11 protein-coding genes are annotated in these 13,375 nt (G+C 64.9%); 4 read left to right on the forward strand and 7 right to left on the reverse strand.

Annotation, left to right across the window (positions count from 1 at the left end):
- Positions 1–3 precede the first annotated feature (3 nt).
- From ACWMMN_RS13350 to clpS, 4 genes are all read right to left on the reverse strand, one after another.
- Positions 4–774, reverse strand: a complete 771-nt coding sequence (locus ACWMMN_RS13350; RefSeq protein ID WP_486422745.1) for a COG4705 family protein — start codon at positions 772–774, stop codon at positions 4–6.
- A 132-nt stretch (positions 775–906) separates the two neighbouring features.
- Positions 907–2,286 (reverse strand): amino acid permease, encoded by a 1,380-nt coding sequence (locus tag ACWMMN_RS13355; RefSeq protein WP_059236641.1) that lies wholly within the window; start codon positions 2,284–2,286, stop codon positions 907–909.
- Between the two features lie 103 nt (positions 2,287–2,389).
- Entirely contained in the window at positions 2,390–4,690 is a 2,301-nt protein-coding gene (gene clpA / locus ACWMMN_RS13360; RefSeq protein WP_059233399.1) for an ATP-dependent Clp protease ATP-binding subunit ClpA, read from the reverse strand.
- Entirely contained in the window at positions 4,687–5,001 is a 315-nt protein-coding gene (gene clpS, locus ACWMMN_RS13365) for an ATP-dependent Clp protease adapter ClpS (protein WP_006398529.1), read from the reverse strand. The genes clpA and clpS overlap by 4 nt, the downstream gene beginning before the upstream one ends.
- A gap of 547 nt (positions 5,002–5,548) precedes the next feature.
- On the opposite strand from clpS, the gene ACWMMN_RS13370 reads away from it, so the two are divergent.
- Positions 5,549–5,752: a cold-shock protein gene (locus tag ACWMMN_RS13370; RefSeq protein ID WP_006478030.1), complete on the forward strand. Its 204-nt coding sequence runs from the start codon at positions 5,549–5,551 to the stop codon at positions 5,750–5,752.
- Positions 5,753–5,933: 181 nt separating this feature from the next.
- Here ACWMMN_RS13370 and ACWMMN_RS13375 read toward each other — a convergent pair whose 3' ends face one another.
- A complete protein-coding gene (locus tag ACWMMN_RS13375; protein ID WP_486422746.1) occupies positions 5,934–7,541 on the reverse strand; it encodes a multicopper oxidase family protein in 1,608 nt (535 codons plus the stop codon).
- A 621-nt stretch (positions 7,542–8,162) separates the two neighbouring features.
- Between ACWMMN_RS13375 and ACWMMN_RS13380 the strand changes: the two genes are divergently transcribed.
- Entirely contained in the window at positions 8,163–8,387 is a 225-nt protein-coding gene (locus ACWMMN_RS13380) for a hypothetical protein (RefSeq protein ID WP_006490888.1), read from the forward strand.
- A gap of 123 nt (positions 8,388–8,510) precedes the next feature.
- Here ACWMMN_RS13380 and ACWMMN_RS13385 read toward each other — a convergent pair whose 3' ends face one another.
- Positions 8,511–10,739 carry an NADP-dependent isocitrate dehydrogenase gene (locus tag ACWMMN_RS13385; protein ID WP_174992981.1) on the reverse strand — a complete coding sequence of 743 codons (2,229 nt, stop codon included), beginning with the start codon at positions 10,737–10,739 and terminating at the stop codon, positions 8,511–8,513.
- Between the two features lie 280 nt (positions 10,740–11,019).
- Positions 11,020–12,276: an NADP-dependent isocitrate dehydrogenase gene (icd, locus tag ACWMMN_RS13390; protein WP_059233397.1), complete on the reverse strand. Its 1,257-nt coding sequence runs from the start codon at positions 12,274–12,276 to the stop codon at positions 11,020–11,022.
- Between icd and ACWMMN_RS13395 the strand changes: the two genes are divergently transcribed.
- Both ACWMMN_RS13395 and ACWMMN_RS13400 read left to right on the forward strand, forming a co-directional pair.
- A complete protein-coding gene (locus ACWMMN_RS13395; protein ID WP_059233396.1) occupies positions 12,275–12,487 on the forward strand; it encodes a hypothetical protein in 213 nt (70 codons plus the stop codon). The two genes, icd and ACWMMN_RS13395, sit on opposite strands and share 2 nt — an antisense overlap.
- A gap of 66 nt (positions 12,488–12,553) precedes the next feature.
- Positions 12,554–13,132: a pseudouridine synthase gene (locus ACWMMN_RS13400; protein WP_059233395.1), complete on the forward strand. Its 579-nt coding sequence runs from the start codon at positions 12,554–12,556 to the stop codon at positions 13,130–13,132.
- Positions 13,133–13,375: the final 243 nt, after the last annotated feature.

The raw sequence follows: 13,375 nt of genomic DNA on the forward strand, positions 1-13,375 counted from the left end.
TCGTCATTCGCCAACCGGCTGCGCGATCCGCGCAGGCATCGGTTCGCGGCGCCGCGCCTGCGCGACGCTCGCATAGACCACCATCGCGACCAGCACGCCGAGCAGCACGGCCGACGAGCCGACCGTACCGAGCGCGAGGCCGCCCTTCTCGACCGGCTTCGTCAGCAGGTCGCCGACCGTCGCACCGAACGGGCGCGTGAGCACGAATGCGGCCCAGAACAGCAGCACGCCGGAGATCCGCGTGAAGTAGTGCGCGAGCACGATCACCGCCAGCAGTCCGCCGATCAGCAGCGCGCCGCCGCCGAAGCCGAGCCCCGAGCTGTCCGCGAGGAAGTCGCCGAGTGCGGTGCCGAGCGTGTTCGAGAACAGGATCGCGATCCAGTACAGCAGCTCGACCTTGCGCGTGCGGATCAGGTCGACCGACAGCGATTCGCCGCTCAGGCGCCAGACCGCGAAGATCGCCAGCAGGATCGCGACGAGGATCGACGAGCCGGCTGCGTAGCCGAGGCCGAGCGTGCGGTCCATGAAGTCGGACATCGTCGTGCCGGCCGTGCTCGTCGCGACGATCACGGCCCAGTAGACCGCCGGACGATAGCGCGTCGTCCCGAGCTGCGCGCCCAGCGTCACGAGAAAGAAACCGAACAGCAGGATCGAGCTGACCGCGTAGCCGACGTTCAGCGTCATCGACAGCAGGTCGCCACCGGTTTCGCCGAGCGTCGTCGCACAGATCTTCATGATCCAGAACGCGAGCGTGATTTCGGGAAGTTTGTTCATTCGAACCCCATTTGCAGGAAGCGGCGAACCGGCGCATGCCGGCCCGCCTTGCGGACAGGATCGAATGTAGCGGCCTCCGGCTTAACGGAACCTTAGCGGCGTGACGCGCGACGCGGCTGCCACGCCGGCGGGTCAGCGGGCGTGTTCGTGCCGGTAATGCAGCGCGTACGCGAGCGTCAGCAGCACGACGAACACGACGCCGACCACCATCGTCATCCGGAATTCGCGCGTGAACGCGGTCGTGAACAGGATCGCCGCGACGAGCCCGGCACCAAGCAGGCTGCCGAACGGGTGCCCCCACATCCGGAACGCGAGTGCCGGGCCGCGATACCGCGAACGGAAGCGCAGGTGCGTGACGAAGATCATCAGCCACGTGAACAGGGCGCCGAACATCGCGATCGCCATCATCACCGTGAACGCGGTGTCGGGCGCCAGCGCGACCAGCACGGCCGCGACCGCGACGCCGCTGGTCGAGATCCACAACGCCGCACGCGGCACGCCGTTCGTGCCGAGCCGGCCGAACACCGCCGGTGCGAGGCGCGCGCGCGACAGGCTGAACATCATCCGCGTCGTCACGTAGAGCTGGCTGTTCATCGCCGAGAGCGCCGCGATCAGCAGCACGAAGTTGATCACGCCGGCCGCGTACGGTACATGCGTCGCGGCCATCACCTTCACGAACGGGCTTTCGTCGGTGCCGGCCGCCGTCCACGGCACGATCGCGAGCATCAGCGACAGCGTCAGCAGGTAGAACAGCACGAGCCGGAACACCGTCGAGCGGAACGCGCGCGTGACCGCGTGCTGCGGATCGCGCGCCTCGCCAGCCGCGATCGCGACGGCTTCGATGCTCATGTAGCTGAAAATCGCGACGATCACCGCGACCCAGGTGCCCCACGGCCCCTTCGGCATGAAGCCGCCATGCGCGGTGTAGTTCGCGAAGCCGACGCCCGATGCGGCCGGCGCCGACCAGACCAGATACGCGCCGAGCACGATGAAGACGACGATCGCCGCGATCTTCAGCAGCGAGAACGCATACTCGACCGTGCCGTACAGCGTGACGCTGGCGAGGTTCACGGCGATCAATAACGCGGAGAAGCCAATCACCCAGTACCAGCCGGGCACGGCCGGGAACCAGTACTTCATGAACACGGCGATCGCGCTGATTTCGGTGCCGATCGCGAACACGACCGCGAACCAGTACGCATAGCGCACCAGGAAGCCCGCGAGCGGGCCGACGTAGTGCTCGGCGTACGCGCCGAACGAGCCGGCCGTCGGATGCGCAACGGTCATTTCCGCGAGCGCGCCCATCAGCAGCAGCGCGATCAGCGCGCCGATCGCATAGGAAACGAGCACGCTCGGGCCCGCGAGCCCGATCGCGAACCCGCTGCCGAGGAACAGCCCCGTGCCGATCGCGCCGCCGATCGCGATCATCGCCATCTGCCCCGACGTGAGCGCGTGGCGCAACCCTTGTTCGCGCGCGACGATAGCGTCGAACGACCGTTGTTGTTGTGTCACTGCGTTACCACTCCCCTGCACCACCATCGCGCCGCCGGCGCCGGATAAAACGAAACGGCGCGGAGAACTTCCCGCGCCGTTCGCATGAACAACGAATTATCGCTTACTCGACTTCGACCGTCTCTTCGTTCGGCTTGTGCGGCGGATTCGCCAGCTTGTCGAACGACAGCTGGACCTTGTCGCTTTCGTCGACGTCGACCGTCACGTGACCGCCGTTGACGAGCTTGCCGAACAGCAGTTCGTCGGCCAGCGCGCGCCGGATCGTGTCCTGGATCAGCCGCTGCATCGGCCGCGCCCCCATCAGCGGGTCGAAGCCGTGCTTCGCGAGATGCTTGCGCAACGCGTCGGTGAAGAGCGCGTCGACCTTCTTCTCGTGCAGCTGTTCCTCGAGCTGGATCAGGAACTTGTCGACCACGCGCATGATGATTTCCTCATCGAGCGAGCGGAAGCTGATGATCGAATCCAGGCGGTTGCGGAACTCCGGCGTGAACAGACGCTTGATGTCGGTCATCTCGTCGCCCGTCTCGCGGCGCGTCGTGAAGCCGATCGTCGCCTTCTGCATCGACTCGGCACCCGCGTTCGTCGTCATGATGATGATGACGTTGCGGAAATCCGCCTTGCGGCCGTTGTTGTCCGTCAGCGTGCCGTGATCCATCACCTGCAGCAGCACGTTGAAGATGTCCGGATGCGCCTTCTCGATTTCGTCGAGCAACAGCACGCAATGCGGCTTCTTCGTGACGGCTTCGGTCAGCAGGCCGCCCTGGTCGAACCCGACGTAGCCCGGCGGCGCGCCGATCAGCCGGCTTACCGCATGGCGCTCCATGTATTCCGACATGTCGAAGCGGATCAGCTCGATGCCGAGCGTGAACGCGAGCTGGCGCGCCACTTCGGTCTTGCCGACGCCCGTCGGGCCGGAGAACAGGAACGCGCCGATCGGCTTGTCCATCTTGCCGAGGCCCGCGCGCGCCATCTTGATCGAGGCTGCGAGCGCGTCGATCGCCGGATCCTGGCCGAACACGACGCTCTTCAGGTCGCGGTCGAGCGTCTGCAGCTTGCTGCGATCGTCCTGCGACACGCTTTGCGGCGGCACGCGCGCGATCTTCGAGATGATTTCCTCGATCTCGCTCTTGCCGATCGTCTTCTTCTGCTTCGACTTCGGCAGGATGCGCTGTGCGGCACCGGCCTCGTCGATCACGTCGATTGCCTTGTCCGGCAGGTGACGGTCGGTGATGAAGCGCGCCGACAGTTCGGCCGCGGCCGACAGGGCACCCGACGAATACTTGACGCCGTGATGCTCCTCGAAGCGCGACTTCAGCCCGCGCAGGATCGCGACCGTCTGCTCGACGGTCGGCTCCGACACGTCGACCTTCTGGAAGCGCCGCGACAGCGCCGCATCCTTCTCGAAGATGCCGCGATATTCGGTGAACGTCGTCGCGCCGATGCACTTGAGCGTGCCCGACGACAGCGCCGGCTTCAGCAGGTTCGACGCATCGAGCGTGCCGCCCGACGCGGCGCCCGCGCCGATCAGCGTATGGATCTCGTCGATGAAGAGGATCGCGTGCGGGCGCTCCTTCAGCTCCTTCAGCACCGTCTTCAGACGCTGCTCGAAATCGCCGCGATACTTGGTGCCCGCGAGCAGCGCGCCCATGTCGAGCGAGTAGACCTGCGCGTTCGCGAGGATGTCCGGCACTTCGCCGCGCGTGATGCGATACGCGAGCCCTTCGGCGATCGCGGTCTTGCCCACGCCAGCCTCGCCGACGAGCAGCGGGTTGTTCTTGCGGCGACGGCACAGCACCTGCACCACACGCTCGACCTCCGGCTCGCGCCCGATCAGCGGATCGATGCGGCCGTCCTTCGCCATCTGGTTCAGGTTCTGCGTGAACTGCGCGAGCGGCGTTTCCTTCTGCGCGTTCGCGTCTTCGCTTTCCGCGCTCGCGTCGGTCGACTTCGCGGCTTCGCCGTTGTTCGTCTTCGCGATGCCGTGCGAAATGAAGTTCACCACGTCGAGACGCGTGACGCCCTGCTGCTGCAGGTAGTACACGGCATGCGAATCCTTCTCGCCGAAGATCGCGACCAGCACGTTCGCGCCGGTGACTTCCTTCTTGCCGTTCGACGTCGACTGGACGTGCATGATCGCGCGCTGGATCACGCGCTGGAAACCGAGCGTCGGCTGGGTATCGACATCGTCGGTGCCCGGGACGGTAGGTGTGTTGTCGTGGATGAAATTGCGCAGGTTCTGACGCAAGTCCTCGATGTTTGCCGCGCACGCGCGCAACACCTCGGCTGCCGTCGGATTATCCAGCAGGGCCAGCAGCAGATGCTCGACCGTAATGAACTCATGGCGCGCCTGGCGTGCTTCCATGAACGCCATGTGCAGGCTGACTTCCAATTCCTGGGCAATCATGCTTCCTCCATCACGCACTGCAGCGGATGCCCGGCCTGCCGCGCATGGGTAACGACTTGCTCAACCTTGGTCGACGCGATGTCCCGCGTATAGACCCCACAAACTCCTCGCCCTTCGCGATGGACCTTCAGCATGATCTGCGTGGCCGTCTCGCGATCCTTCTTGAAATACTCCTGGACCACCATCACGACGAATTCCATCGGCGTGAAGTCGTCGTTCAGCAGCACCACCTTGTACATCGAAGGCGGCTTGAGCTTCTGCTGCTTGCGTTCCAGGACGGTACTGTCCTGCTTGTCCGGGATAATCGCCATACACCCATTCTAAACAACTCGGACAGGCCCGCAATCCTGCCATTACCCGACCGACCGGCCGGCGCCCTCCCCGGTATCCCGGAACACGCGATCGTCTTCGCGCCATACGAAAGCCGGCTGCGGTGCCGGCTTTCACGCGTGGCGCGGAACACGAACCGTCGAGGGGGAACTGCACCGGGACGTCGTGTCCACATCCAGTATCCCACAAGCCGGGACGACTCGAACGCGTGTCACTCGAGCCTGGTATATGAGCCGATTATGCGGCTTTTCAAGTCCTCGCGCTTGGCCACATGCTGCAAAGCAAAGCCGGAAAAACCCTGAAAATGGGTTCTTTACAACGACCCTCTAAACGTCTAAAAATTCCACTTGACACTCCAATAAAGAGCGCCAACAATCAAGCTGGCACTTTTTTCAACTCGCCGGTTGGCGAAATGAAAGAGGCCGAGGTGAGCTTGTGAGGGGGGAACGACTGCATTTTCCAGTCGTTTAGCTTTTCGAGCGTGCTCGTGGTAAGTAGCAGCGACTGTGTGACAGGGGAAGTAGGAAAATGGCAACTGGTATCGTTAAGTGGTTCAACGACGCGAAGGGCTTCGGTTTCATCACTCCCGACGAGGGCGGTGAGGATCTGTTTGCGCACTTCTCGGCTATCACCATGAATGGCTTCAAGACGCTGAAGGAAGGCCAGAAGGTGAGCTTCGACGTCGTTCAAGGACCGAAGGGCAAGCAAGCGTCGAACATCCAGGCCGCATAAAGGCATCGGATATCGGACGAAGAAACCCGGCGCATTGCGCCGGGTTTCTTTTTTTGAGGCGGGCCAATCGATAATCGATTGGCCCGCCTTTTCGTTCAATCCCGATAATTGAACACACATTGTCTTGTCACACATGCAGATCGGATATCGATCCCGCACGTGAAACATATTCACGACTTCGTTACACGACCTTCAGCGTGCCCATCATGCCGAGATCCTCGTGTTCGAGAATGTGGCAATGAAACATGCGCTCTCCGGGCATGTCTTGCGTGACGAGAATCGACACGGTTTCGCCGCTGCGTACGTTCACCGTATCGCGCCATGCGCGGAACGGTTCGGCCGTGCGCGCGCCGCCCGACGCGCGCTCGATCACCTGGAACTGCGTGCCATGCAGGTGGAACGGGTGATCCATGTCGGTGGTATTGCGAATCTCCCAGCGTTCGACGTCGCCACGGCGGCTCGTCAGCGTCGCGCGGTGCGCGGCGTAGGTCTCGCCGTTGATCGTGAAGCGCATGCCGGCCGGACGGCCGTGCGCCGCGCCCTTCATCATCGCGTCCATGTCCATTTCCTCGCCGAACGCGACCGTCTTGTGCGCCACCGGTTCACCCAGCGGCGGCACCGCGCGCAGCGTGGCCGGCAACGCGCGCGCGGCGGCGGGCGCAAACGCGACATCGGCCAGCGCCAGCGCCGGATCGGGCGGCAGGCTGCCGTGACCGTCGTCATGCGACATCGCCATCTTGCGGCGGTCGTACTCGGCTGCCTGCAGCACCGCGCGCGTCGTCCGGTCACCGGCGCGCACCAGCAGTTCCGCGCGCTCGCCCGGCGCGATCAGCAGCGACGTCACGCGGCGCGGCGCGTCGAACAGCCCGCCGTCGGTACCCGCGTGCTCGAACGCACGGCCGTCGTCGAACGCAACGCGCAGGTAGCGCGCGCTGCACGCGTTCCAGACGCGCCAGCGTTCGTCGCCGGCGACGTCGATGCGCGGCCGGCGCGCGCCGTTGACCAGCACGAACTGGCCTTCCCGGCCGTTCATCCAGTCCATCATGTCGTTCGGCGCAATCGTGCCGTCATGTGCAAGCTTCAGGTCCGACACGAACAGGTTGCGCTCGGGCCAGCCGGCGAGCGGATCGTCCGCCGCGCGCACGATGAACGGGCCGGCCAGCCCGCGGAATACCTGCTCGGCCGTCATCATGTGCGGATGCGGGTGGTACCAGTAGGTGCCGGCGCTGCCCTTCGGCAGCGTGAAGCGGTACACGCGCGATGCGCCGGGCGCGACGGGGTCGGACGGATTGCCGTCCTGGTCGGGCGGCACCGGCAGGCCGTGCCAGTGGATCGTCGACGGTTGCGGCAGCTTGTTCACGAATTTGATCTCGACCGTGTCGCCCTCGCGCACGTCGATCAGCGGGCCGACGACGGGGCCCTGCGCGCCCGACCCGAACTGCCAGAACGTGGTCGGCCGTGCGCCGCGCAGCATCGGGCGCGCGACGGGCTGCGCGACCAGCGTGGCCCGGAACGTACCGGGTTCGCGGCTTTCGTTCGCGAGCGTACGCAACGTCGCGAGCGGCGCACCGGCCGGCAGCGCATCGGCGGCCGCGAGTGCGGCCGGTACGGGCTTGCCGTGCTGCGCGTGCCCCGACATGCCGGACATCCCTGACATGCCGGGCATGTCGTCCATCGAATCCATGCCGGCCATGCCCGCATGACCGGCATGCTGCGCCCACGCGGTACGCGCGAACAGCGACGCGGCCGCGACACCGATGGCGCGCGACAGGAAGGTTCTCCGTATCATCAATCGATCCTCGTTATCCATGCAGCGTCGCGCGACAACCGCGACGCACGCGCCGGCCGGCTGGACCGCCGTGCGCGACGCGAAACCTGATGCCCGCGTCATCATAACCGCAGGCCCCTGTCGAAAAACGCCGCTACCGGCCGGGCGGCGATACGCCGCAGCGCGGCTTTGTACCGCCCTTCGTCGCCCCTCGCTCGTTCGCTGAATTACGCCCGCTGCCGCATCCGGCCGCCCGTTTTGCGCGCGCCGTTCGCCACCCCGTCGGTGCACGTCGCGCCGCCCATCGGCGAAATCGCCAATTTTTCACGATGTGGAACAAGTCTCTGCGTTGTAAAAATTCGTGGTGCAGGGCACAAATTTCCCGTTTCGCGATGCCGAAAAACGTTCCGCAATACAAAACGACGAAAATAATTCATTGTTTTTAAACATGATTTTTTGTTTCGAGAAGCCGTTCTACATGCACCATCCAACCGGGTCGCGGACGTAGACTTTGTTCCATGCACTGACGCTTCGCCACGACGTTCGATACGGAACCCGGCGCAAGCAGCCAGTCGGGCCACAGCCGGCCGAGCCGGCAGGCGGCACAACAGAATCGCTTGTGATCAGAAAGGGAGAACGGAAATGAAGGGATTTCGCTTTGGTTCAGCGCTCGGGTCGTTCTACATCCTGCCGGGTAACGGCGGCTGGGAAGCGACGTTCGGCAACGCCCTGCTCGGCGCATTCTCGTGCCCCGAAGTCGCGGCCGACCACATCTCCCGCGGCGACTGCGAGCAACTGTCCGAACTGGACACCGCGACGCTCGAGGTGCCGCACGAAATCGCCGAATGGGAAATCGTTCACGTCTGAATGGCAAGCCTGCAACGAAAAACGCCCCGGGCGACCGGGGCGTTTTTATTGTGTGTCGGGCGGCGAGCGGCTCACCGCGCCGCGTCGACACGCGTCCTGGCTCGCGCGAATGCGCGGCCCGCGTCAGGCGACTGCGTCGACGATGCCGTTCAGCGTCGCGCTCGGGCGCATGGCCTGGCTCGTCAGGTCGACGTTCGGACGGAAGTAGCCGCCGATCGCCTGCGCCTTGCCCTGCGCGGCCGACAGCTCTTCGAGAATGCGCGCTTCGCTGTCGGACAGCGCCTTCGCGACCCCTTCGAACTGCGCCTTCAGCGCGGCATCCTCGGTCTGCTCGGCCAGCGCCTGCGCCCAGTACAGGCACAGGTAGAAGTGGCTGCCGCGGTTGTCGAGGCCGCCGACCTTGCGCGCGGGCGACTTGTTCTCGTCCAGGAACTTGCCGGTCGCCTGGTCGAGCGTCTTCGCGAGCACGACCGCCTTCGGGTTCTGGTACGCGTTGCCGAGGTGTTCGAGCGACGCGGCCAGTGCAAGGAATTCGCCGAGCGAATCCCAGCGCAGGAAGCCTTCCTCGACGAACTGCTGAACGTGCTTCGGCGCCGAGCCGCCCGCCCCCGTTTCGAACATCCCGCCGCCCGCCATCAGCGGCACGATCGACAGCATCTTCGCGCTGGTGCCGAGTTCCATGATCGGGAACAGGTCGGTCAGGTAGTCGCGCAGCACGTTGCCGGTGACCGAGATCGTGTCCTTGCCCGCACGGATGCGCTCGAGCGAGAAACGCGTCGCTTCGACCGGCGTCATCACGCGGATGTCGAGACCGTTCGTGTCGTGATCCTTCAGGTAGCGTTCGACCTTCGCGATGATCTGCGCATCGTGCGCACGCGCCGGATCGAGCCAGAACACGGCCGGTGCGCCGGTCGCGCGCGCGCGGTTCACCGCGAGCTTGACCCAGTCCTGCACCGGTGCGTCCTTCGTCTGGCACATGCGCCAGATGTCGCCCGACTCGACCGCGTGCTCGAGCAGCACGTTGCCGGCTTCGTCGGTGACGCGCACGACGCCGTCCGCCGGGATCTGGAAGGTCTTGTCGTGCGAACCGTATTCTTCAGCCGCCTGCGCCATCAGGCCGACGTTCGGCACGCTGCCCATCGTGACCGGATCGAATGCGCCGTGTTGCTTGCAGTCCTCGATCACGGCCTGGTAGACGCCTGCGTAGCAGCGGTCCGGAATCACGGCCTTCGCGTCGTACAGCGCGCCGTCCGGGCCCCACATGCCGCCCGAATCGCGGATCATCGCCGGCATCGACGCGTCGACGATCACGTCGCTCGGCACGTGCAGGTTCGTGATGCCCTTGTCCGAGTTGACCATCGCGAGGCGCGGGCGCACTGCGTATTCGGCCTTGATGTCGGCTTCGATCGCTTCGCGCGTGTCGGCCGGCAGGTCCTTCAGGCGCGCGTACAGGTCGCCGATCCCGTTGTTCGGGTTGAAGCCGGCCTGCGCCAGCACGTCCGCGTGCTTCGCGAGCGCGTCGCGGTAGAACACCGACACGAAGTGACCGAACAGGATCGGGTCCGAGACCTTCATCATGGTCGCCTTCAGGTGCACCGAGAACAGCACGTCCTGCGCCTTCGCGTCGGCGATCTGCGCTTCGATGAAGCTGCGCAGCGCGTTGCGGCTCATCACCGATGCGTCGATCACTTCACCGGCCTTCACGGCCGTCTTTTCCTTCAGCACCTTCTTCGCGCCGTCGGTCGTCGTGAGTTCGATCTTCACGCTGCCGGCATCGGCGATCAGCGCCGACTTCTCGCTGCCGTAGAAGTCGCCTTCGCTCATGTGCGCGACGTGTGCCTTCGACGTGGCCTTCCACGCACCCATCTTGTGCGGATGCTTGCGTGCGTAGTTCTTGACCGACAGCGGCGCGCGGCGGTCGGAGTTGCCTTCGCGCAGCACCGGGTTCACCGCGCTGCCCTTGATCTTGTCGTAGCGGGCCTTGACCGCCTTCTCTTCGTCCGTCGACGGATCTTCCGGGTAGGCCGGCAGCGTGTAGCCCTGCGCCTGCAGCTCGGCGATCGCGGCCTTCAGCTGCGGCACCGATGCGCTGATGTTCGGCAGCTTGATGATGTTCGCTTCCGGCTTCAGCGTGAGCTGGCCCAGCTCGGCCAGATCGTCGGAACCCTTCTGCTCCGGCGGCAGGACGTCTGCAAATGCCGCGATGATGCGGCCGGCGAGCGAGATGTCGCGCGTTTCGACGGCGACGCCGGACGAGCGCGTGAAGGCCTTGACGATCGGCAGCAGCGAATAGGTCGCGAGCGCGGGCGCTTCGTCGGTGAGGGTGTAGATGATCTTGGGCGAAGTGGACATGGTCGATGCGTTGCTACGTGAAAATTTGGACTGAGGAGCGCCGGCGGTAACCGGCGGGGAGCGACCGGGTCGGTCGCGAAAGGGGCGCGCCGGCTCAGCCGGGCGGTGGTGTTGCGAGGGCCGTCATGTTCTACCTTGCAGGGCCTCCGGGCCGCATCGCGACGCCGCGGCCCGCATGCCGGACCGCCCTGCCAACAAACCTGCCATCCACGAAACGCTCCGGCGCCGGCAGTCAGCGCCGGGGCGGCCGGCAACCTGCCGGCCCACCCCGGAAGGGGTCTTACATGTTCTCGATCAGCACTTCGCCGAAGCCGGAGCACGACACCTGCGTCGCACCTTCCATCAGGCGCGCGAAGTCGTACGTGACGCGCTTCTGCAGGATCGACTTCTCCATCGAGGCAATGATCGTGTCGGCCGCTTCCGTCCAGCCGAGGTGGCGCAGCATCATTTCCGCCGACAGGATCTCGGAACCGGGGTTCACGTAATCCTTGCCCGCGTACTTCGGCGCCGTGCCGTGCGTCGCTTCGAACATCGCGACCGAATCCGACAGGTTCGCACCCGGCGCGATCCCGATGCCGCCGACCTGCGCGGCCAGTGCGTCGGAGATGTAGTCGCCGTTCAGGTTCAGCGTCGCGATCACGTCGTATTCGGCCGGGCGCAGCAGGATCTGCTGCAGGAACGCGTCGGCGATCGAATCCTTGATCACGATCTCGTTACCCGTCTTCGGGTTCTTCACGCGCATCCACGGGCCGCCGTCGATCAGCTCGCCGCCGAATTCCTTCTGCGCGAGCGCGTAGCCGGCGTCACGGAACAGGCCTTCCGTGAACTTCATGATGTTGCCCTTGTGCACCAGCGTGACCGACTTGCGATCGTTGTCGATCGCGTACTGGATCGCCTTGCGCACGAGACGCTCGGTGCCTTCGGTCGACACGGGCTTGACGCCGATCCCCGAGGTTTCCGGGAAACGGATCTTCTTCACGCCCATCTCGTCCTGCAGGAACTTGATGACCTTCTTCGCCTGCTCGGAACCCGCGGCCCATTCGATGCCCGCGTAGATGTCTTCCGAGTTCTCGCGGAAGATCACCATGTCGATCTTCTGCGGCTCGCGCACCGGCGACGGCACGCCCTTGAAGTACTGGACCGGGCGCAGACACACGTACAGGTCGAGTTCCTGGCGCAGCGCGACGTTCAGCGAACGGATGCCGCCGCCGACCGGGGTCGTGAGCGGCCCCTTGATCGATACCACGTATTCCTTCAGCACCTGCAGCGTTTCTTCCGGGAGCCACACGTCCGGACCGTACACCTTCGTTGCCTTCTCGCCTGCGAAAATCTCCATCCAGTGGATCTTGCGCTTGCCCTTGTAGGCATGCGCGACCGCCGCGTCGACGACCTTGATCATGACCGGCGTGATATCGAAGCCCGTACCGTCGCCTTCGATATAGGGAATGATCGGCTGATCGGAAACGTTGAGCGAGAAGTCCTTGTTGACGGTGATCTTGTCACCGCCTTCCGGAACCTTGATGTGCTGATACGGCATGATCGACTCCAGTGACGTGGCTGAGCAGGTGATGCTGGTCGAAGCTGCGCGCGCGGCGGGGGCGCGGCATGGCCACCCCGTGACGGCAACAGCGAGCCGCTATTCTAGCGCCCCAACCGGGCACTTCGGCATGAACCGCGGCACTGCGTATCAAGACCTCACTTATGTCTTATATAAGACAGAGGACTTGCCGTTCCGTATTATGCATTAAGATTCCGCCATTTGCCATAGACCGCCCGCCCCCGCCTCCCGCGGCAGGCCGGGCGGGCGCCCCGCCATGAACCTGATCGCCCTCAACAAGCCGTTCGGCACGATTTGCCAGTTTTCCGCGCACGAGACGCGCCCGTCGCTCGGCGACTGGGTAAAAACGCCCGGCGTCTATGCGGCCGGCCGGCTGGACGCGGACAGCGAAGGGTTGCTGCTGCTCACCGACGACGGCGCGCTGCAGGCGCGCATCGCGGAGCCGCGCCACAAGCTCGTCAAGCGCTACTGGGCGCAGGTCGAGGGCGCGCCCGGCCCGGCCGACCTGAAGGCGCTCGCGCGCGGCGTCGATCTCGGCGACTACGTGACGCGCCCGTGCCGTGCCGAATTCATCGAACCGCCCGGCACGCTGTGGCCGCGCAATCCGCCGATCCGCTACCGCGCCGCGATCCCGACCACGTGGATCGAACTTGCGATCACCGAAGGCAAGAATCGGCAGGTGCGCCGGATGACCGCAGCGGTCGGCTTCCCGACGTTGCGCCTGGTGCGCGTCGGCGTCGGCGCGCTGGATATATTTGCGCTCGGCATTGCGCCGGGCGAAACAATCGCACTGCCGCCGCGCGCGCCATGGGACGGTTTCGCGCCCGCCGGATGACGAATTCGGGATGCGCGCATTTTTCGTCATCTTTTTCGTCAACCGCTTGCGAAGATCGTGCGTTAAACCACGCAGATGCCAACCTTAGCTATCCGGCATTGGCAGCCGAACCCGAGTTTGCGTCACAAAAGCGACGTTTTTCTCGAATACGATTCGGCGCCCGCAGCGCAATGAGAAATTTCTCGAAGCGTCTGTCAACCGAAAGGTGGATGGCACCGTTAGACGACATGACTCCTATTGCCG

The organism is Burkholderia cepacia complex sp. TUM26381, assembly GCF_057439935.1.